The organism is Simplicispira sp., assembly GCF_028687295.1.
Classification (GTDB): domain Bacteria; phylum Pseudomonadota; class Gammaproteobacteria; order Burkholderiales; family Burkholderiaceae_C; genus Simplicispira; species Simplicispira metamorpha.
Genome location: NZ_JAQUAL010000045.1, coordinates 1 through 21365, shown reverse-complemented (window position 1 = coordinate 21365; position 21365 = coordinate 1). Strand labels below are relative to the sequence as shown.

At 65.5% G+C, this 21365-nt stretch carries 18 protein-coding genes; 5 read left to right on the top strand and 13 right to left on the bottom strand.

Annotation, left to right across the window (positions count from 1 at the left end; all coding sequences use genetic code 11):
* Positions 1–274: 274 nt before the first annotated feature.
* Positions 275–757, bottom strand: a complete 483-nt coding sequence (locus PHX69_RS07180) for a thioesterase family protein (protein WP_119012690.1) — start codon at positions 755–757, stop codon at positions 275–277.
* Between the two features lie 88 nt (positions 758–845).
* On the opposite strand from PHX69_RS07180, the gene PHX69_RS07175 reads away from it, so the two are divergent.
* The 4 genes from PHX69_RS07175 to PHX69_RS07160 are packed head-to-tail and all read left to right on the top strand — an operon-like array spanning position 846 to position 4775.
* Positions 846–2477: a glycosyltransferase family 39 protein gene (locus PHX69_RS07175; RefSeq protein ID WP_288043058.1), complete on the top strand. Its 1632-nt coding sequence runs from the start codon at positions 846–848 to the stop codon at positions 2475–2477.
* The gene (locus PHX69_RS07170) at positions 2474–3553 is read left to right on the top strand and encodes a glycosyltransferase family 2 protein (RefSeq protein ID WP_119012692.1); all 1080 of its coding nucleotides are present in this window, start codon (positions 2474–2476) and stop codon (positions 3551–3553) included. Before PHX69_RS07175 ends, PHX69_RS07170 begins: the two co-directional genes overlap by 4 nt.
* Positions 3554–3561: 8 nt before the next feature.
* A complete protein-coding gene (locus tag PHX69_RS07165; protein ID WP_241524900.1) occupies positions 3562–3969 on the top strand; it encodes a GtrA family protein in 408 nt (135 codons plus the stop codon).
* Positions 3966–4775: a ChbG/HpnK family deacetylase gene (locus tag PHX69_RS07160; protein ID WP_288043057.1), complete on the top strand. Its 810-nt coding sequence runs from the start codon at positions 3966–3968 to the stop codon at positions 4773–4775. The genes PHX69_RS07165 and PHX69_RS07160 overlap by 4 nt, the downstream gene beginning before the upstream one ends.
* A gap of 167 nt (positions 4776–4942) precedes the next feature.
* Here the strand turns inward: PHX69_RS07160 and PHX69_RS07155 are convergent, their stop codons facing one another.
* The 12 genes from PHX69_RS07155 to PHX69_RS07100 form a co-directional block, all read right to left on the bottom strand.
* A complete protein-coding gene (locus PHX69_RS07155; protein WP_288043056.1) occupies positions 4943–5719 on the bottom strand; it encodes an enoyl-CoA hydratase in 777 nt (258 codons plus the stop codon).
* A gap of 5 nt (positions 5720–5724) precedes the next feature.
* Positions 5725–6549 (bottom strand): acyl-CoA thioesterase, encoded by an 825-nt coding sequence (locus PHX69_RS07150; protein ID WP_288043055.1) that lies wholly within the window; start codon positions 6547–6549, stop codon positions 5725–5727.
* 81 nt (positions 6550–6630) lie between these two features.
* Positions 6631–7827, bottom strand: coding sequence for an acetyl-CoA C-acyltransferase (locus PHX69_RS07145; RefSeq protein ID WP_288043054.1), 1197 nt, complete (start codon positions 7825–7827; stop codon positions 6631–6633).
* Positions 7828–7851: 24 nt separating this feature from the next.
* Complete coding sequence (locus PHX69_RS07140) at positions 7852–10272, bottom strand: 3-hydroxyacyl-CoA dehydrogenase/enoyl-CoA hydratase family protein (protein ID WP_288043053.1); 2421 nt, start codon at positions 10270–10272, stop codon at positions 7852–7854.
* 73 nt (positions 10273–10345) lie between these two features.
* Positions 10346–10783 carry a DUF2147 domain-containing protein gene (locus PHX69_RS07135; protein ID WP_119012698.1) on the bottom strand — a complete coding sequence of 146 codons (438 nt, stop codon included), beginning with the start codon at positions 10781–10783 and terminating at the stop codon, positions 10346–10348.
* A 46-nt stretch (positions 10784–10829) separates the two neighbouring features.
* Positions 10830–12626, bottom strand: coding sequence for an acyl-CoA dehydrogenase C-terminal domain-containing protein (locus PHX69_RS07130; RefSeq protein ID WP_288043051.1), 1797 nt, complete (start codon positions 12624–12626; stop codon positions 10830–10832).
* 37 nt (positions 12627–12663) lie between these two features.
* Positions 12664–13329 (bottom strand): TetR/AcrR family transcriptional regulator, encoded by a 666-nt coding sequence (locus PHX69_RS07125; protein WP_288043050.1) that lies wholly within the window; start codon positions 13327–13329, stop codon positions 12664–12666.
* 123 nt (positions 13330–13452) lie between these two features.
* Positions 13453–14124, bottom strand: coding sequence for a nucleoid occlusion factor SlmA (gene slmA, locus PHX69_RS07120; protein WP_288043049.1), 672 nt, complete (start codon positions 14122–14124; stop codon positions 13453–13455).
* 207 nt (positions 14125–14331) lie between these two features.
* A complete protein-coding gene (gene argB / locus PHX69_RS07115) occupies positions 14332–15240 on the bottom strand; it encodes an acetylglutamate kinase (protein WP_119012702.1) in 909 nt (302 codons plus the stop codon).
* 81 nt (positions 15241–15321) lie between these two features.
* Positions 15322–16425, bottom strand: coding sequence for an MraY family glycosyltransferase (locus tag PHX69_RS07110; protein WP_119012703.1), 1104 nt, complete (start codon positions 16423–16425; stop codon positions 15322–15324).
* Positions 16422–17207: a glycosyltransferase family 2 protein gene (locus tag PHX69_RS07105; RefSeq protein WP_288043047.1), complete on the bottom strand. Its 786-nt coding sequence runs from the start codon at positions 17205–17207 to the stop codon at positions 16422–16424. The genes PHX69_RS07110 and PHX69_RS07105 overlap by 4 nt, the downstream gene beginning before the upstream one ends.
* A gap of 53 nt (positions 17208–17260) precedes the next feature.
* Complete coding sequence (locus PHX69_RS07100; RefSeq protein ID WP_288043045.1) at positions 17261–18355, bottom strand: RNA-guided endonuclease InsQ/TnpB family protein; 1095 nt, start codon at positions 18353–18355, stop codon at positions 17261–17263.
* 155 nt (positions 18356–18510) lie between these two features.
* Between PHX69_RS07100 and PHX69_RS07095 the strand changes: the two genes are divergently transcribed.
* Positions 18511–21365: methyltransferase domain-containing protein (locus PHX69_RS07095; RefSeq protein ID WP_288043043.1), on the top strand; the 2855-nt coding region annotated here is incomplete at its 3' end.

Genomic DNA, 21365 nt, shown 5'->3' with positions numbered 1-21365 from the left:
GGCGCCAAGCGGCTGTGAACGCTGAGCAATTCCTGTAGCCACGGCTGCACCTCTACCGTCATCTTGACTTGCCACGTTGTTTTGACGCGTGGCACTTTACATCAAGGACTACGGCTGTAGTACTAGGAGGGGCAGCGCGCAAAAACCCGGTGCGTTACGCAAGACTAGTAAGCAAACGGTTCAGCCGTTGCATCCACTTGCAAGCCTTGCAGCAGCGCACAGCAGCGGACTGTGCAGCAGCCCGCGTGGCCGCGGCCAGAGCGCATCAGCGCCCTCAAGAAACGATGTAAGCCGCCGAGCCTGCCGACATGAGCTGCCCGTCAGGGCCCAGGAACTCCATGCGCGTGCTGGCCACGCGCGAGCCCAGGCGCAGCACCTCAGCGCGCAGCTCGAAATGGCTGCCGATACCAGGGCGCAGGTAGTCCACACGCAAATCAATGGTGCCCAGCTTGGCAAAGCGGTGCAGGCGCTGGGCGGGGGGCTCGTCCATGTGGCGCGCGCCAATGGCCGCCATCACGGCCATGGCGCCTGTGGCATCCAGCCCGGCACTGATGACGCCGCCGTGCACGCGGTTGTAGGCATAGTGGCCGACCAGATCGGGTTTCATGTCGATGCGCGCCACCACCTGCTGGGGCCGCAAAGTGGTGATCTTCAGGCCCAGCACCTGGTTGAACACAATTTTTTCCTCAAAAATTTCTTTGAGGCCCTCGATAAACTCTGGCTCGAACTCCAGGGGAAGTTTTGCGTTTTTCGTCATGTGTCTGATTGTGACGCACTGCGGCGTACCGCCCACGCACAGCCCAACACCTACAATTCTTGACCTTTTTTTCTTGCCCCACCCGCCCTTGAACACCTCCGCCCTTGCCGCACCCGGTGCCCCCTCCCGCTCCCTTCTGGCGCCGACACGTGTGGCCGTGGTGATAGGGGCCTCGTGCCTGGTCTGGGCACTGCTCCAGTGGTTAGCCCAAGGCAATCTGGATGGCTACCACGACATGCTGGAAAACTACGCCTGGGCCCAGGCGTGGGACTGGGGCACGCACAAGCACCCGCCGTTTTTTGCCTGGGTGGTAGGTGCCTGGTTTGCCGTGTTCCCCCAGACCGATTGGGCCTACCGGCTGCTGTCCTATACCAACGTGGCTGTGGGGCTGTGGGGCGTGCTGCACCTGGCTCGGCGGCTGGGCCTGGGCGCGCTGGCCCCTACAGCGGCACTGCTGCTGCTATGGAGCCTGCCTTACGCCAACCTGGCTGCCAAGTTCAATGCCAACAGCCAGTTGCTGTCGCTGTGGCCCTGGACGGCGGCCATGCTGCTGGCCAGTTGGCAAGAGCAGCGCTGGCGCGGGGCCGCGTGCAGTGTGGCGCTGGGCCTGCTGGCGGCGGCCAGCATGTTGAGCAAGTACTACAGCGGGGTGTTTTTGGCTGGTTTCCTGTTGCCCACGCTGCTCACAGCGGCGGGGCGGCAGTGGCTGGCATCGCCGCGACCCTACCTGGCGCTGGCCGTGTTTGCGGCCGCGCTGGCACCGCACATCGCCTGGATTGCCGGGCACGGCTGGATCACGCTGGGCTACGCCATGGACCAGGGCAGCGGCGCCACCCAATGGGGCTATGTGCTGCGCTTTGCCCTGGCTCCGCTGTTTTACTGGCTGCCCGGCTGGCTGGCCTGCGTAGGCGTGTTCAGCTACTGGCAGCGCAAAACCCAGCCCGATGCAAGCCACTGGGCGCGCACGTGGCTGCACCTGGCCTGGCAAAGCTGGCGCCCCACCGGCTGGGCCGACACCCTGTTCTGGCTGGCCTTCACGCCCTGGGCGCTGACACTGGGCTTTGGCGTGGCGGGGGTGGCCGAGCTGTCCACGCCCTGGGCCATTCCGATCGGGTTTGCTTTTTCGCTGCTGTGGCTGCGCAACCTGCAAGCAGCCGTGCCCGGTGCCACGGCACGCGCGCTGGCGGCGCTGCACCGGGCGTTCTGGCCGGTGTTGGGGGCGATTGCGCTGGCGGGCCTGGCACTGGCCTGGTCGCACGCCCGCTCGGGCCACAGCGGCTACTACCGGCCCAGCTTTGAAGCCGCACAGGCCATTGCCGATGACTGGGCCCGGCGCCACCCCGGCACCGCGCTGGGCTGGGTCGGCGGTGCCTGGGCAGAAAACGCCCTGTTGGCCTTTTACGCCCTGCCCCACGCCCGCACCCTGCCCGGCCTGCCCGATGCCTACCCCGCCCTGTTCAACCCCCACGCGGGTTGGGAGCAGCAGGCGGGCATCCTGCTGTGCCCGCGCGGCCCCTACAGCACCACCGGCAGCGCCCCCGCCCCCGACGCTGCGTGTGAAGACACCGCACAGCAGTGGCTGGCGCAGCGCGGCCAGAGCGCAGCGCCGCACCTGATCGCCGTGCAGCGCCAGGGCTGGCGCTTCCCCCGCCCCCAGACCTTTGTGTACGCCGTCTTTGACGCCTTGCCGGCCACGCCACCCCCGCCCCGCCTGCCATGACGACACCCCTGCCCCCCCCCACCGCACCCGTACACGCACGACCGCCGCTGCGCCTGAGCTGCGTGGTGCCCGCCTACAACGAGGCGGGCCACCTGGCCGAGTTTCTGCACGCACTGCACGCCACCGCCCAGGCGCTGACGCCCGATTTTGAGATCCTGGTCATCAACGACGGCAGCCGCGATGCCACCCGCGACGTGGCCCTGGCCCACGCCGCCACGCTGGGCGTGCGCTACCTGGAGTTCTCGCGCAACTTTGGCAAAGAGGCGGCCCTGTCCGCCGGGGTGGACCACGCGCGCGGCAACGCCGTGCTGCTGATCGATGCGGATTTTCAGCACCCGCTGGAGCTGGTGGCGCGCATGGTCGAACTCTGGCGTTCGGGCTACGACATGGTGTATGGCGTGATTGCCGACCGCGCGGGCGAGAGCAGCGCCAAGCGCCTGGGCACCGACGTGTTCTACCGGCTGATGAACTTTGGCTCCAACATCCGCATCCCGCGCAACGCCGGGGATTTCCGGCTGATGGACCGCAAAGTGGTGCAGGCGCTCAAGGCCCTGCCCGAGCGCAACCGCTTCATGAAAGGGCTGTACGCCTGGGTGGGGTTCCAGACCGTGGCCCTGCCCTTTGTGCCCGCCGAGCGCTTCAGCGGGCAATCGAGCTTCAGCCTGCGCCGCCTGGGCGCGCTGGCGCTGTTGGGGCTGACCTCGTTCACCACGCTGCCGCTGCGCTTTTGGAGCGTGGCGGGCGCCTGCATCTCGGTGCTGGCCATCTGCTACGGGCTGTGGATCACCCTGGAGACGCTGCTGTTTGGCAACCCCGTGGGCGGCTGGCCCACGCTGGCGGCCAGCGTGATGCTGTTTTCTGGCGTGCAGCTGCTGTCGATAGGCATCCTGGGCGAATACATAGGCCGCATTTACGAAGAAGTGAAGCAGCGCCCCGTGTACCTGCTGGCGCAGGACGAAGACCACAGCCCGCTGGCGCGCGAGGCAGGGGCGGGGGCTGCACCAGCGCCCGCAACGGCAGCGCCCGCGAACGCCAACGTCGGCACGGGCACCCACACCGACCCGGGCACCGCATGACCCCCACGATGTCCGCCCTGACCCGGGTGCAGCAACTGCCGCAGGCACTGCGCTTTGTGCTGGTGGGCGGCAGCGCCGCCGCCACGCACCTGCTGGTGGTATGGGCGCTGGTGCAGGGTGCGCAGTGGGCGCCGCTGTGGGCCAATGGGGTGGCGTTTCTGGTCGCTTTCTGGGTCAGCTACGGCGGCCATGCGCTGCTCACGTTTGCAGGCAGCGGTGCCCGGCACCGCCAGGCCTTGCCGCGCTTTTTTGTGGTGGCGTGCAGCGCGTTTGCCATCAACGAGCTGCTCTACCTGGCCGCCCTGCGCTGGCTGCCCTGGCACTATCTGCTGAGCCTGCTGGCCGTGCTGCTGGCCGTGGCCGTGGGCACCTTTGTCAGCAGCAAACTCTGGGCCTTTGCCCGGCCCGCACCATGAAGCACATCACCCTGTGCGCCGACGACTTTGCGCTGCACCCCGCCGTGGATGCCGCCGTGGTCGCCCTGGCGCAGGCTGCGCGCCTGAGCGCCACCAGCTGCATGACCACCGCACCGCGCTGGCCACAAGCGGCGCAGCTGCTGGCCCCACTGCGCCCCGCGCTGCAAGTGGGCCTGCACTGGAACCTGACCGAAGGCCACGGCCAAGCCGCGCCCCGCCTGGTGCAGGTGCTGGCCCGCGCCTACAGCGGGCAACTGCGCCCGGCAGCCATGGCAGAGAGCCTGCACCGCCAGCTCGATGCCTTCGAGCAGCACGCGGGCACGCCGCCCGACTTCATCGACGGCCACCAGCACATCCACCAGCTGCCCAGCGCGCGCACGGCCCTGCTGCACGTGCTGCACCAGCGCTACGGCACGCAAGCGCCCTGGGTGCGCAACACCGTGCCCGCCCAATGGGGCGCCAACAAGGCCACGCTGCTGGCCCTGCTGGGCGGCTGGAGCCTGCGGCGCGCGCTGGCGCGCGAGCGCCTGCGCCACCACCGCAGCTTTGCCGGGGTCTATAACTTTGATGCGCCCACGCCCACCGCCTACGGCGCGCACATGGCGCAGTGGCTGCACGACGCGCAGGACGGCGCCCTGCTCATGTGCCACCCCGCCAACGCCAGCGTGCCCGGCGACGCCATCGCCAGCGCACGCACCACCGAATACGCCTACCTGGCATCACCCGCTTTTGCCGAGCTGCTACAGCGCCTGGGCGTGCAGCTGGCCACCGGGCCGCAGGCTGCGCCCCTACAGATTCGCTCCTGAAATAAGAGCTGCTTGCGCTGACTATGCGGGCGCCGGAGGCACTTTTTGTCTATGCATCTTCCTGCGAAGGGCGCTGATTTCAGCAGCCGCTGAAATCAGGTTTGCGCTTTTTGCGAAAGATCCCATGCCCCGCTTCGCAGGGCTCCCTCCTGCGGAGGGCCCCAATTTCAGCAGCCGCTGAAATCGGGTCTTCTCTTTTCCATGAAGGCGCTGAAGGCTTCGCGGGCGGCGGGTTCGCGCAGCATGCGGCCAAAGCTGGTGCCTTCTTCGTTGATGCGCTCCAGCACCGCGGCGCTCTGGCCGTGTTTGAGCAGGCGCTTGGTTTCGATCAGCGCCGACAGCGGCTTGGCCGCCAGCTTGCGCGCTTGCGCCTGGGCGATGGCGTTGCACTCGGTGGGCGGCACCACGCGGTTGACCAGGCCCACTTCCAGCGCGGCCTCGGCCATGAAAGGCTCGCCCAGCAAAAGCGCCTCGGCTGCGCGGTGGTAGCCCAGCATCTGCGGCACCAGCAGGCTCGACGCGGCCTCAGGGCACAGGCCCAGGTTCACGAAGGGCATGGAAAACGCGGCGTTGTCGCCCGCATAGACCAGATCGCAATGGAACAGCATGGTGGTGCCAATGCCCACGGCCGGGCCGCACACCGCTGCCACCACCGGCTTGGGAAAGGTGGCGATGGTGCGCAAAAAGCGGAACACCGGCGCATCCTGCGTGGAGGGCGGCTGCTGCAAAAAGTCGCCAATGTCGTTGCCCGCGCTGAAGATGGCCACATCGCCCTGGAACACCACCACGCGCACGGCGGCATCGTGGGCGGCAGCGTCCAGCGCGTCGGCCAAGGTGGCGTACATGGCGGCGGTGAGGGAGTTTTTCTTGTCCACCCGGTTGAAGGTGATGGTGGTCACACCGGCTTCGGTGTGGGTCAGGATGTCTTGTGGGGATGCGTTCATGGGGCTCACTCTTTGAAATAGACAATTTGGTGGCTGGTGGCCAGCATGGCACCGGCTTCGTTCCACAGCTGCGCGGCCTGGTCGAAAAAGCCGTTGCGAAACTCCTGGCCGCGCGCCTGGCCCAGCAGGTAGCCACTGCCGGTGGCGGCCAGCTCGGCGCTGTTGGCGTGGAAATACACCGTCAGCGATACCGTGCCCGCTGGCACGCGCACCGCACGGCGCAGCCACACCCGGGGGAAGAACACATCGGCCAGCGCGGCCAGGGCGCAAAAGTCCAGGGTGCGGGTGGGCTCGTCGCGCATCCAGAGCTGGCTCAGGCTGCTGTCGCCCTGGCCGTCCCACTGCTCGGGCAGGGTGCCGGTGACGGGGCGCATTTCATAGCGGTTGAGCCACTCCACGCCCGTGCGCAAGGCAATGCGCGGGCACTGCGCAGGCGGGGGCACGGCGGGCATGGGCGCATCGCCCAGGCTCCAGGTATCGCGGCGCACCGCCGTGACCGCCGTGGCCGTGGTGGTGACCACCGGCTGGCCCTGGGCATCGGTTTGCAGGATGGAGATGTTCCAGTGCTGCGTAGAGCGGTTGGTGCGCACCGGCTCGGCCTGCACGGTAAAGGGCCCTGCGGTAAGGGCGGCGGCAAAGTTGACCGTGAGTGACAGCGGCTCGCCCAGCAGCTGCGGGTGCAGCAGCACGGCGCGCAACGCCGTGGCGGCCGTCGCACCGCCATAGGGGCCGACCATGTTCCAGTAACCGGGGCTGGTGTGGCCTCGGTACTGCCCGGGGGTTACGGACTCCAGCGCAAGCGCCTTGTCCAGGGGATGTAATGAAGTCATGGTCAGCAGTGTGCCGCGAAATGGGCCGCGCTGGCGTCTTGGCGGTGACGGCGCAGGCGCCAAACGGTTGCGCGGCGCGGCTTACAGCGCCTCGAAAATACCCGCTGCGCCCTGGCCCATGCCCACGCACATGGTCACCATGCCGTACTTGAGCTTGTTGCGGCGCAGCGCATGCACCACTGTGGCCGAGCGGATGGCACCCGTGGCGCCCAGCGGGTGGCCCAGGGCAATGGCGCCGCCCATGGGGTTGACCTTGGCCGGGTCCAGCCCGAGCTGGCCCATGACGGCCAGCGATTGGGCGGCAAAAGCCTCGTTCAGCTCAAACCAGTCGATGTCGTTCTGGTTCAAGCCGGCGTAGCGCAGCGCGGCCGGGATGGCCTCGATGGGGCCAATGCCCATGATGTGCGGCGGCACCCCCCGGGCGGCGTAGGACACAAAGCGCGCCAGCGGCGTCAGGCCAAAGCGCTGCACGGCGGCGCCGCTGGCCAAAATCAGCGCACCGGCGCCATCGCTGGTCTGGCTGCTGTTGCCTGCCGTCACGCTGCCGCGCGCGGCAAACACCGTGCGCAGCTTGGCCAGGCCCTCCAGCGTGGTGTCGGCGCGGGCGCCTTCGTCCATGTCCACCGAGCGGGTGGTGGCGATGGTTTCTCCCGTCTCCAGGTTGGCCGTGCGGTCGGTCACTTCGATGGGGGTGATTTCATCGGCAAAGTAGCCCGCTTGCTGCGCTGCCAGGGCTTTGCGGTGCGATTGCAGGGCAAATTCATCCTGCGCCTGGCGGCTCACGTGCCACTGCTGGGCCACTTTTTCTGCGGTCAGGCCCATGCCGTAGGCAATGCCCACATCACCGTCGCGCTCAAAGATGCTGGGCGAGAGGCTGGGCGCGTTGCCCATCATGGGCACCATGCTCATGCTTTCGACACCGGCGGCAATCATTACCTCGGCCTCACCGACACGGATGCGGTCGGCGGCCATCTGCACCGCCGACAGGCCCGAGGCGCAAAAGCGGTTCACGGTGATACCGCCCACGCTGGTGGGCAGGCCTGCCAGCACGGCGCCAATGCGCGCCACGTTCAGGCCCTGCTGGGCTTCGGGGATGGCGCAGCCGCAGATGATGTCTTCGATGGCCGCCGGGTCCAGCCCGGGCGCTGCGGCCAGCGCGGCCTTGAGCGTGGTGGCCAGCAAATCGTCGGGGCGCATGTTGCGGAAAAAACCCCGGTGCGAACGCCCGATGGGGGTGCGCGTGGCGGCAACGATGTAAGCGTCTTGAACTTGTTTCATCACAGTGATTCCTTGCTGGCAGATTCAGTTACGCACGGGCTTGCCGGTGGAGAGCATGCCCAGAATGCGCTCTTGCGTCTTGGGGTGAACGATGAGTGCGCAAAACGCCTTGCGCTCCAGCGCCATCAGGTATTGCTCGCTGACCAGCGTGCCCGCATCGACATCGCCGCCGCAGAGCACGTCGGCAATCAGGCTGGCAATGTGGAAGTCGTGCGCGCTGATGAAGCCGCCATCGCGCATGTTCACCAGCGAGCCCAGGATGGTGGCGCGGCCACTGCGCCCTGCCACCGGGAACAGGCGCTGGTGCGGTGCGCGCCAGCCGCCGTGGGCCAGCGCCCGGGCTTCGTTGATGGCCACGTAGAGCAGCTCGTCCTTGTGCGGCACGATCACATCGCTGTCGAGCAGGTAGCCCAGCTGGCGCGATTCGAGCGCGCTCATGCCCACCTTGGCCATGGCGGCGGCGGTGAAGCCTTCGGTCAAAAAGGGCAGCAGGTCTTTGCCGGTGGAGGTGGCCGCGTTTTCGGCGGCGCGCCGGGCAATGTAGGTCAGGCCGCCCGCGCCGGGCACCAGGCCCACGCCCACTTCGACCAGGCCGATGTAGCTCTCCATGTGCGCCACGCGGCGCGCGCAATGCACGGCCAGCTCGCAGCCGCCGCCCAGCGCCAGCCCCCGGATGGCCGACACCACCGGCACGTTGGCGTAGCGCAGGCGCAGCATGGTGTCTTGCATTTGCGCCTCGGCGCCCTCGATGGCGCTGACGCCCGCCACCATGAAGGCGGGCAGCATGGCTTGCAGGTCAGCCCCGGCGCTGAAGGGCTCGTCGCCCGACCAGATCACCATGCCGGCGTAGTCTTTTTCAGCCATCTCCACGGCCTGCACCAGCCCCTCGCACACGTCGGGGCTGAGGGCGTGCATCTTGGTCTTGATGCTGGCAATCAGCACGCCGTTGCCGCTGGCCGCTTCGCCCGCATCCAGCGTCCACAGGCGGATGGCGTCGTCCTCGTGCAGCGTGTGGCCTGCGGTTTTGAAGTCGGGCAGGGATTCGCCCAGCAATTTTTCAGGAAAATGCTGACGAACATAGACGGGGAGCGCGCGACGCGCTATGAATTTCTGAGCAGATGCGCTCCACGAGCCCTCGGCGGTGTGTACGCCACCGGCCTGCGCCACCGGGCCATTGAACACCCAGTCGGGCAGGGGCGCACGGCACAGGGCTTTGCCCGCGTCAATGTCCTCTTGCACCATGCGGGCCACGTCCAGCCAGCCTGCGTCTTGCCACAGCTCGAACGGGCCTTGCGCCATGCCAAAGCCCCAGCGCATGGCCTGATCGACATCGCGGGCGTTGTCGGCAATCGTGCCCAGGTGCAGGGCGGCGTAGTGAAAGCTGTTGCGCAAAATGGCCCACAGAAACTGGCCCTGTGGCCCTTCGGCATTGCGCAGCAGGCGCAGGCGCTCGGCGGCGGGCTTTTTCAGCATGCGGGCATAGACCTCGTCGGCCTTCTGGCCTGCGGGCACGTAGTCCTCGCTGGCCAGGTCAAAGCGCAGCACATCGCGCCCCACCTTTTTGTAAAAGCCGGCCTTGGTTTTTTGCCCCAGGTGGCCCAGCGCCAGCAGTTTTTGCACCACGGCGGGGGTGCCAAAGCTGGCGTAGAAAGGATCAGTTGCTTCGCTCAGGTTGTCTTGCAGCGTCTTGATGACGTGGGCCATGGTGTCCAGCCCCACCACGTCGGCGGTGCGGAAGGTGCCGCTGCTGGCGCGGCCCAGTTTTTTGCCCGTCAGGTCGTCCACCACGTCGTAGGTGAGGCCAAAGTTTTCCACCTCTTGCATGGTCGAGAGCATCCCGGCGATGCCCACGCGGTTGGCAATGAAGTTGGGCGTGTCGTGCGCGCGCACCACGCCTTTGCCCAGGCCGCTGGTGACAAAGGCTTCGAGCTGGTCCAGCACCTGGGGCGCCGTGGTGGGCGTGTCGATCAGCTCCACCAGGTGCATGTAGCGCGGCGGGTTGAAGAAGTGGATGCCGCAAAAACGCGGCTGGATGCTCTCGGGCAGCGCTGCCGAAAGCTTGGTGATCGACAGGCCCGAGGTGTTGCTGGCCACGATGGCGTGCGGCGCCACAAACGGGGCAATCTTGGCGTACAAGTCCAGCTTCCAGTCCATGCGCTCGGCAATGGCCTCGATGATGAGGTCGCAGCCGCGCAGCTGTTCCAGGTGCTCTTCGTAGTTGGCCTGGCCAATCAGCGCGGCATCCTGGGCCACGCCCAGCGGCGCGGGCTTGAGCTTTTTCAGGTTGTCGATGGCGCGGGTGACGATGCCGTTCTTGGCGCCTTCCTTGGCCGGCAGATCGAACAGCACCACGGGCACCTTGACGTTGACCAGGTGCGCGGCAATTTGCGCACCCATCACGCCAGCGCCGAGGACGGCGACTTTTTTCACTTGGAATCGGGTCATTGGAAATACTCCAAAAAAAGTGCGCCGGGCACGTAGCAAGCCAGCAGCGGCCCGCCCGGCGCGTAAAACGGATTTACTGCACGCGCACCCAGGTTTGCGTGCGGCCAAACGGGCCCAGGGAGCCGCGCACTTCGAGCTTTTTGCCGCCCTCGATGGGCGTCAGGCGCAGGGTGTAGTTGCGGCCGTTCTCGGGGTCGAGAATCTTGCCGCCCTCCCACACGTCTTTGCCCTCTGCCTTTTGCGCGCCCCGGATGATTTCCAGGCCCAAGATCGGCTGGTTCTTGCGCTCGTCGCTGCACTCTTTGCACAGGTCGTCGGGCTTGGCGTCTTTGGCCAGGCGCTTTTCCAGCACGCCCGTCAGCACGCCAGCGCTGTTGCCCTGGATGCGGATCTCGGCCTTGGCCTCGCCGCTCTTGTCGTCGATGTTGCGCCACAGCCCTTCGGGGGTCATCTGGGCCCAGGCGGGGGCGGAAATAGCTACAAAAATAATAGCTGCTAGCGCTTGTCGCATGGGCTCTCCAGTGCCAAAAGGCTTGAAATTTGCGGTGCGGGCGCCATCAGGCCAGGGCCAGATCGGTGTCCATCAGCACTTTGCTGCCAGCGCGCGCGGTGCGCATCAGCATGGCCGTTTCGGGAAGCAGCTTGGCAAAGTAAAAGCGCGCCGTTTGCAGCTTGGCGCCGTAGAAGGGGTCGGTGTTGCCTGCGGCGATTTCGCGCAGCGCCACCTGGGCCATGCGGGCAAAAAAGTAGCCAAACACCAGGTGGCCTGCCACGCGCAGGTAGTCCACCGCAGCAGCGCCCACTTCGTCGGGGTTTTGCAGGCCCTTGAAGCCGATTTCGGTGGTGAATTTGGTCATCTGGTCGCCCAGGTAGGCAATCGGGTTGATGAACTCGGCCATCTTCTCGTTCACGCCCTCTTCCTGCACCAGCGCGGCCACCAGCTTGCCAAACTTTTTCAGCGTGGCGCCGTTGTTGCCCAGCACCTTGCGGCCCAGCAAGTCCAGCGACTGGATGGTGTTGGTGCCTTCGTAAATCATGTTGATGCGCGCATCGCGCACAAACTGCTCCATGCCCCATTCCTTGATGAAGCCGTGGCCGCCGTACACCTGCTGGCACATGACGGCCGCTTCAAAGCCGTTGTCGGTGATGAAGGCTTTGACGATGGGCGTCAGCAGCGCCAGCAGGTCGCCCGAGTCTTTGCGCACTTTCTCGTCGGGGTGGTGCAGTTCTTTGTCCAGCAGCACGGCGCAAAAGCATTGCAGCGCACGGCCCCCTTCGGCGTAGGCCTTGGCGGTGAGCAGCATCTTGCGCACATCGGGGTGGACGATGATGGGGTCGGCCGGTTTGTCTTTGGCCTTGGTGCCACTCAAGGAGCGCATTTGCAGGCGGTCTTTGGCGTAGGCCAGCGCGTTCTGGTAGGCCACTTCGGTCAGGCCCAGGCTCTGGTTGCCCACGCCCAGGCGGGCGGCGTTCATCATCACAAACATGGCGGCCAGGCCCTTGTGTGGCTGGCCCACCAGGGTGCCGGTGGCACCGTCGATGTGGATTTGCGCCGTGGCGTTGCCGTGGATGCCCATCTTGTGCTCCAGCGCGCCGCAGAAGATGGCGTTGCGCTCGCCCAGCGTGCCGTCGGCATTGATCTGGAACTTGGGCACCACAAACAGGCTGATGCCTTTGCTGCCCGCTGGCGCGTCGGGCAGGCGGGCCAGCACCAGGTGGACGATGTTGGCGGCCATGTCATGCTCGCCCGCGCTGATGAAAATCTTGGCGCCGGTGATTTTGTAGGTGCCATCTTCTTGCGGCTCGGCCTTGGTGCGCAGCAGGCCCAGGTCGGTGCCGCAGTGCGGCTCGGTCAGGCACATGGTGCCCGTCCATTCGCCGCTGGTCAGCTTGGGCAGGTACAGGGCTTTTTGCGCTTCGGTGCCGTGGGCGTGCAGGCACTCGTAGGCGCCGTGCGAGAGGCCGGGGTACATCGTCCAGGCCTGGTTGGCCGCGTTCATCATCTCGTAGAAGCACTGGTTGACCACAAACGGCAGGCCCTGGCCGCCGTACTGCGGGTCGCACGACAGCGCGGCCCAGCCACCTTCCACGTACTGGGCGTAGGCTTCTTTGAAGCCCTGGGGCGTGGTCACTTCATGCGTGGTTTTGTCCAGGCGGCAGCCTTCGGTGTCGCCGCTGATGTTCAGCGGAAAGGCCACCTCGGCGGCAAACTTGCCACCTTCTTCGAGCACGGCGTTGATGGTGTCGGCGTCCACCTCGGCGTGGGGTGGCAGCACCTTCAATTCATCGGTGACTTTGAGCACTTCGTGCAGGACGAATTGCATGTCGCGCAGGGGTGGGGTGTAAGTGGGCATGGTTTTGTCTCCTGGGGTTGTAAAAGGGGGGCGGCAATCAGGCGGCGCGGGCGCCGTAACGGGTCAGCACGCTGTCGAAGCCGCGCACGGCACGCTCTATGGCGCCGGGGCTGTGCAAAAAACGGGCTTCGTAGTGCAGCGCCAGAATCAGGCCGTGGATTTCAAACAGCACTTGCTCAGGTTCGGCGTTGGCGTGCAACTGGCCCAGCGCCTGGCACTGCGCAATGGCACGGCGCATGGCGCCCATCCAGGCCTGCACCGACTGCGCCAGCGCATCGCGCACGGGGCCGGTGCGCTCGTGGAACTCCACCGCGCCGCTGATGTAGATGCAGCCCGAATCCAGCTCGACGGTGGTGCGCTTCATCCAGTTGTCAAACAGCGCGCGCAGGCGGGGCAGGCCGCGCTCTGCCCGCAGGGCCGGAAAAAACACTTCTTGCTCAAAGCAGGCGTGGTATTGCTGGATGACGGAAATTTGCAGCTCTTCGCGCGAACCAAAGTGCGCAAAGACGCCGGACTTGCTCATGCCCGTGACGTCCGCCAGGGCGCCAATCGACAAACCCTCCAGGCCGATGTGGGTGGCCAAGCCCAGCGCGGCCTCGACGATGGCGGCCTTGGTTTGCTGGCCTTTGGGCAGGGTGCGGCCACCAGCGTTGCGGCGGCGCGGCGCAGTGCCTTCGGGGAGGGAGGAAGCGTCAGCGGACATGAATCAGAATAAAAACGAACGACCGTTCTATTCTGCAACAAACCCCTTCGCGTGGGCAATACCCGGCGCACAAATAAAAAAAGCGCCCCATGGGGGCGCCGGTGTGCTGCGCTGGCAGGTGCGTTACAGCAGCATGGCCAGGCTGGCGTCCAGATGCTCGGTGGGCAGGCGCCGAAAGCCTGTGCGGGCATAGCGCTGCAACCGGCCCAGCGCAAAAGCCACCAGCACGCTGGCGGCCACCTGGGCATCCACGGTGGGTGTGGCCGAGCCTGCGGCGTCTGCGGCCGGGCGCAGGCACTGGCGCAGGGCCAGCTCTATGCCATCAAAAAACCGGTTCATGCGCTCTTGCAGGCGCTCGTGCTCCAGCACCAGCGCGTCGCCTGCCATCAGGCGCGCCAGCCCGGGGTTGCGCTCACCAAACTGCAACACCAGCGCCACCACGCGCGCGGCCTGCCGGGTGCCCACGTCAGCGCCTTGTTCGGGCGTGGGCAGCTCGCGGCCCACCACCTGCTGCACCAGCGTGAGCACGGACTGCTCGATGAAATCGATCAGCGCCTCGTACATCTGCGCCTTGCTGGCAAAGTGCCGGTACAGCGCGGCCTCGCTCACCGACAGGCGCGCAGCCAGCGCAGCCGTGGTGATGCGCTCGGCCCCGGGCTGCTCCAGCATGGCGGCCAGCGTTTGCAGAATCTGCGCGCGCCGTTCTCCCGGCTTGGGGCGCTTGCGGGGGACGGGGGTGGCCTCGGCGCTGGGAGCGGCTTCGACGGCTTCGGGGGGGGATTCGAACTCGGACATGGGTGCAAGAAGTGTGTGCAAATGATTCTCGCACAGCCATCCGGCACCCCCCAATACCGTTGCGCTGCGGGGAAATACCTCTTGCTGTCCGGTGTATTTTGCTACTTTATTGATAGCTGCTAACGCCCGACAGGCGGGCGCCTAAGGCATTTTTTACATCCAACTCCATCGCCACTGCCTGCGCGAAGCTGGCAGGAGCCAGCGCCTTCAGCGGGCGCGGATCATGGTGCCGTAGGCCTGATCGGTCAGGATTTCCAGCAGCATGGCGTGGGGCACGCGGCCATCAATGATGTGAACGGCGTTCACACCGGCCTTGGCGGCGTCCAGCGCGCCAGCAATCTTGGGCAGCATGCCGCCGCTGATGGTGCCGTCGGCAAACAGCTCGTCAATGCGGCGCGCGGTCAGGTCGGTCAGCAGGTTGCCCGCTTTGTCGAGCACACCGGGGGTGTTGGTCAGCAGCATGAGCTTTTCAGCCTTGAGCACTTCGGCCAGTTTGCTGGCCACCACGTCGGCGTTGATGTTGTAGCTCTCGTTGTGCTCGCCAAAACCAATCGGGCTGATGACGGGGATGAAGGCATCATCTTGCAACGCCTTGACCACGCTGGGGTCGATGGAGACGATGTCGCCCACCTGGCCCACATCGTGCTCGACGCTGGGGTCTTTGTTATCGACCATCTTGAGCTTTTGCGCGCGGATCAGGCCGCCATCGCGCCCGGTCAGGCCCACGGCCTTGCCACCGGCCTGGTTGATCAGGCCCACGATGTCTTGCTGCACTTCGCCGGCCAGCACCCACTCGACCACTTCCATGGTCTCGGCGTCGGTCACGCGCATGCCCTGGATGAACTCGCCCTTCTTGCCCAGGCGGCCCAGCGCCGCCTCGATCTGCGGGCCACCGCCATGCACCACCACCGGGTTCATGCCCACCAGCTTGAGCAGCACCACATCCTCGGCAAAATCTTGCTGCAAGGCCGGATCGGTCATGGCGTTGCCGCCGTATTTGATGACCATGGTTTTGCCATGGAACTTGCGGATGTAAGGCAGGGCCTGGGCCAGGATTTCGGCTTTTTCGCGGGGGCCGATGTGCGACAGGTCGGGGTCAGGGGTGGGGGATGTCATGGAGGCGCTGAAGTTGGGTGAACAAAGAGGCGCAAATTGTGCCGCATCCGTGTGAAGGATTCGTGCCGCAGACCAGGCGCCTCAGCGGCGCAGCCAGTCGGGCACCTTGAAGCGCACGATGGCCAGATAAGCCACTACATAGCTCACCACAAACAGCAGGCAAAACCCCACCAGCACCCAGGTGTTGTTCCAGAACAGCACGGCGGGCACGACTGTGAGCAAGGTAAAGCCCCACAAATAGGGCGAGGTGCGGTTGTTGCGCATGAGCACGCGGCGCGACTCGTCATCGTGGAACACGCTGCGCACAATGCGCCGGTAAATCAGCTGGTGAAAATGCAAGGCATCGGCCACCCCCGGCGACACCCCGCGCACCAGTTTGCGGTAGATGGAAAACACCGTTTCCCACACCGGGTAGATCAGCAACAGCATGGGGAACCAGGGCGACACATCGGTATTGCGCTGCACCAGGGCGATGCTGGCCAGTGCAATCACCACGCCCCACACATAGGCGCCGCCATCGCCCGCAAACAGCATGCCGCGCGGGTAGTTCCACACCAGAAACCCGCCCGTGGCGGCCGCAGTGGCCACCAGCAAGGCCGCCAAAGCACGGTCGCCTACCTGCAACGCAACGTGGGCCAAGGCCAGGCACACAATCAGCGCCACCATGCCAGCCAGGCCGTTGTAGCCATCAATGATATTGAACGCGTGCGGCAGACCAGCCACCGCCAGCAAGACAATGCACCACCCCAGCCAAGGCGCTGCGACCAGCAATGCATCCAGCCAGGGCAAGCCCATGTGCGGCACGGTCATGTCCAACAACACAATGGCCAGCACCCCCGACAGCGTGGTCATGGTCAGGCGGTAGCGCACCGTCAGGCGCTGGGTCAGGTCTTCAGAAATGCCGCCGAGCGCGGCCGGCAGCAGCACCAGCAACCACCAGCCCACCCAGGCGCCCAGGCGCAGGGAGCCCGGGTCACCCCACCACGCTGTCTGCGCCATGCCCAGCAGCCACGCCAGCACGGTGCCTGCCAACACCGCGACCCCGCCCAGCCGTGGCACATGGCCCAGATGAAAGCGCTGCGGCATGCCGTGGCCATACAGGGCCGCATGGTCACGCAGCCACCGCACCACCGCACCAGCGACCACCGCCGCCACCAAAAAAGCCACTAAAGACAACCAGATCATGGGGCGCCGATGGTACCTGCGCCGGGCGCCTGGGCCGCCAACAGACGCCGAGCCTGCCGGTACACGGGTGAACACCACAGCCGCAGCAGGCTGCGCACATGCCAGCGCAAATGCGACCAACGCCGGTGGCTGGCGCGCGTGCCTGTGTGCAACACCTGTGCGGGCGCGCGCACCAGCGCCAATCCAGCCAAGCGCAGGCGCAGGCACAAATCCACATCCTCGCAGTACATGAAATAGGCCTCGTCAAACCCACCAATGGTCTGCCACACCGGTTGCGGCAGCACCAGACACGCGGCATTGACCCAATCGGTGCGCTGCTCGGCCTGCCCCAAAGCGCGTCTGCGCCATAACGCTGCCGGAGTGGGCAAGGCACGCTCGCTGTCTTGCACTACGCCGTGCGCGTCTACCTGCACCGGATAGGCACAACCCACCCCGGGCTGGGCCGCTGCTTGCACCAGGCTGGCCAACGGATCCCGCCCAGCCAGCGCTACATCGGGGTTGAGCACACAAACAAAGCGCTCGCGCGCCCCGGCCAGCGCGCGGTTGTGGTTAGCGCCAAACCCTGCGGGCGTGCGGTTGTGTACCACCTCCAGCACAAAAGGCCAGCCTCCCGGTGGCGGCGCGGGCACGGCTTCGGGCAAATTGAGCGTCAGCACCACGCGGGACACGCTGGCGGCGCAGCACTGCGCCAGCTCGTGCACCAAGCGCTGCACCAACGGGCCATGGCCATGGCTTACCACCGAGACCACCAGGGTCGGTGAAGATGAGGGGAAAGAAGTCATTGGGGCGCGATTTTGACTGCATGGCGCCATGCACCCTTGACATCCTCCCCGACCTAAAGGACGGGGATTCCTTCTGCAAGACGGCGATGTCCCGCCGCGAGAATGTTTTTGGCCGCGTTGACGTCCCGGTCGTGCGCCGTTCCACATTCGCTGCAAACCCATTCTCTTATTCCAAGGCCCGCTCTACCTTTCGGACTGCTGGCGGGAATGCTCCCGCAGCACGAACAAGTCTGGGTGGTGTAGCTTTCGTTGACTTCCATAAAGACGATACCGGCCTGATGGCTCTTGTATTCCAACATCGTCTTCAGTGATGACCAGCCCGCATCCAGCGTGGACTTGGCCATCTTGGTTTTAACCAGCTTTGCGCTGGCCACATCGCCCACGAAGATGGCGGCGTTTTCTTGCACCAGCTTGCTGCTGAACTGGTGCATATCGTCTTTGCGCTGGTTTTTGATCTTGGCGTGGATGGCCTTGATGCGCTTTTTCTTGTGGGCCCGCTGTGCAAGGCCCAGCGCCTGCTCATGGCTGCGATACCAACGCCCATGCAGCTTTTGTTCATCCGAAGTGGTGGCGCAGTCTTTCAGACCCAAGTCGATGCCTACCGCTGCTGTGCCGGGGGAGGCTTGAACCTCGACTTCTACCGCCACGTTGAAATACCAGCGCCCCCGGCTGTCTTCGCTGAATGAACCTGCGAGCAGCTCGTACTTGGACAGACCATAGCTGTCCCAGAGGCCGAACTTTTTCCCGGCAAAGTGGATTTGCCCGGCCTTGTATTTGGCGTGCCCGCCTTTGAACGGTATCCAGCCCAGCGAGTATTTGCTGGACTTCGGATTGCTGACGCGCCAGTTCAAGCGGGTCTTCTTGAATTGCTTGCGGCGCGTTGCGTACTCGACACACACCAATTGCACGGTGCCACTGCCCACGCTCACGCCGTCGCATTTACTGAACCCCGCCGTGAATTTTTGCAGGTCGTAGCCCGAGAAGAATTGGGGTTTGCCATGGAAAGGGCGCGCTGCCTTGGCAGAGATGGCGTTGATGTGGTTCCACACCTGATTGACCTCGCGCGCCATCTGGCGCAGCACCTTGGTGTACTTGTCTTTGAGGCGCAGCTGGAGAGTTTTGGTGGCGGTGACCATGGACAAAATCATAGGTGATGGCGAGAGAAAAACACCACAGGCCGTACCGGCCTGATCGCTCGAACCTCGGGCTGAGCTCCGAGGCTTGCCGCTCAGTCTTGGTCATATGGACACCAAAGCAACCGGGCGCCCCCGAGCGCCGCTTCCTCGCCCGCGATAATCCCGGAATGACGCATTCAACCGAGGATTTGCACGTTTACGTGCGCCACATCAACGCCGATGAGCGCACCTCACTGTCCGTGTTGGCGCAGTGGGTACCCCAAGGCGCCACCGTACTCGACTTGGGCTGCGGCAGCGGTGCCCTGGGACAGTACCTGGCCCAGCACCGCGCCTGCACTACCGACGGCATCACCTGGAGCGAGGCCGAAGCTGCCCACGCCCGCCCTCACTACCGCCGCGTGGAAGTGGCCGATCTGGAAACTGCCGACCTGCACACCCTGTTGGCTGGTCAACGCTACGACCGCATCGTCTGCGCCGATGTGCTGGAGCACCTGCGCCAGCCCGAGCGCATTCTGGACACCTGCCGCGCGCTGCTGGCCCCCGATGGCCAGTTGCTGATCTCGGTGCCCAACGCTGCCTATTGCGGCCTGGTAGCCGAGCTGCTGCACGGCGAGTTCCGCTACCGCGACGAAGGCCTGCTGGACCGCACACATCTGCGCTTTTTTACGCGCACATCGCTATTGCGCCTGCTGCACGAGCAAGGGTGGGCCGTGGATGCCTTGGACACCATCCGCCGCGAGCTGCCCGAATCTGAATTTGGCGTGGCCTTTGACAGGCTGCCACCCGCCGCTGCCCGCTACCTGCTGGCCGGACAGGATGCCCTGACGTACCAATTCATTGGTGCTGTCCGCCCGCGCGCGCTGGGTCAGACCGCCGCAGAAGCCGCCGCGCAATCACCCAGCCAGGGAGCTAACGCCCAGGCTTTATTCACCGCCCAGCTGTATGTGACGCAGAACGGCCAATTTCAGGAAAGCCACAAGTTCACCAGCACCGGCGCCATTGGCACGTTGCGGCAAACCCTGCGTTTTACGCTGCCTGCCACGCACGACACTGCTCCGCGCCTGCGCCTGGATCCCGCCGACCGCCCCGGTTTTTTGCACCTGCACGCCCTCACCCTGCGCACCAGCGATGGCCAAGTGCGATGGCACTGGAGCGCTGCTGGCACCGCCAGCCACAGCAGCGCCGCCGATCCGGCCAACGCCCACACCGCCACTGGCAGCCTGCTCAGTGCCAGCGCCCACCAGCACATCCTGTGGCACCCGCCCCTGCCCACCGCGCCCGACACCGCCTTGCTGCTGCTCACCGGCGACGACCCTTGGTTTGAATTACCCATTCCGCCCGCGCTGCTGGCGCAAGCGCTGCAAACGCCCGGCGCCAGCCTGAGCGTAGAGCTGGGCTGGCCCATGTCCGCCGACTACCTGGCCCTGGCCAGCCGCGTACAGCCCCTGCAAATACAAATGCAAGTGCTGGAACAAGCCCACCAGCAGCTGCAAGCGGCACACCACCAACAACAAACCGCCCTGCTGCAACAAAACGCCGCCCAGCAGCACAGCCTGGCAGCCGCCGCCGCACAACAACTGCAACTGCAGCAGCAACAGCACGCCCTGGAACAAGAACGCGCCCGCCTGCAAGCCCACGTTGAGCAACTGGCCGCGCACCTCCAATCCATAGAAAACTCCACCGTTATCCGCGCCACCCGCCCTTTGGTTCACGCCAAAATGGCCATCGACCGCCTGCTCGGGCGCGGCAGCGCAGCCCGTGCCGCCCAGGCCGTCCAGCCCAGCCCCCAACCCCAGTCCGCCCCCAACCACCCCGTGGACATCATCGTGCCCGTGTACCGCGGGCTGGCAGACACCCAGCTGTGCGTCAATTCGGTGCTGGCCAGCACCTGCGCCACGCCTTACCGCCTTGTGATCATCAACGACGCCAGCCCTGAGCCCGAAGTCACCACCTGGCTGCGCGAGCGTGCTGCGCAAGAACCACGCATTACCCTATTAGAGAACCCTGAAAACCTCGGCTTTGTCGGCACCGTGAACCGGGGCATGGCCCTGAGCGACAGCCACGATGTCTTGCTGCTCAACAGCGACACCGAAGTGGCCAACGACTGGCTGGACCGCATCCGCCGTGCCGCCTACAGCGACCGCAAAGTGGCATCGGTCACGCCGTTCTCCAATAACGCCACCATTTGCAGCTACCCCCGGTTCTGCCAGGACAACGACCTGCCCGCAGGCTATGACACCGCCCGCCTGGATGCGCTGTGTGCGCGCACCAACCCCGGCGCAGTGGTCGATGTGCCCACGGGTGTGGGTTTTTGCATGTACATCCGCCGTGACTGCCTGGCGCAGGTAGGCCTGTTCGACACGGCCAATTTCGGCAAGGGCTACGGCGAAGAAAACGATTTTTGCCAACGCGCCGCCCAAGCCGGTTGGCGTAACTTGCACCTGCTCGACACCTTTGTTCTGCACACCGGCGGCGTGAGTTTTGGCGCCAGCAAAAGTCCGCGCGAACAAGCCGCCATGGAAACCCTGCGCCGCCTGCATCCACGCTACGAAGCCGACGTACACGCCTTTGTGCAGGCAGACCCCGCCCAGCCCTACCGCTTTGCACTGGATTTGGCACGCGTGCTGGCCCCCCGCCTGCCCGTGGTACTGGCCGTGCTGCACGACCGCGCGGGCGGCACTGTGCGCCACGCACGCGAACTGGCCCAGCACCTGCAAACCCAAGCCAGCTTTGTGCTATTGCGCCCCACCGCCCAAGGCGTGCAACTGGGCTTACCCAGCGAAGACGATGCACTGCAACTGCACTTTGCCTTGCCCGCGCAAGAGACCGCCTTGGTGCAACTGCTGCGCCAGCTGGGCGTACAACACATCCACTACCACCACCTACTGGGCCACAGCGCCACCGTCAAAAACCTGCCTGCGCTGCTGGGTGTGGGCTACGACTTCACGGCACACGACTTCTACAGCTTCTGCCCGCAAATCTCTCTCACTACCGACACCAACGCCTACTGCGGCGAACAAGG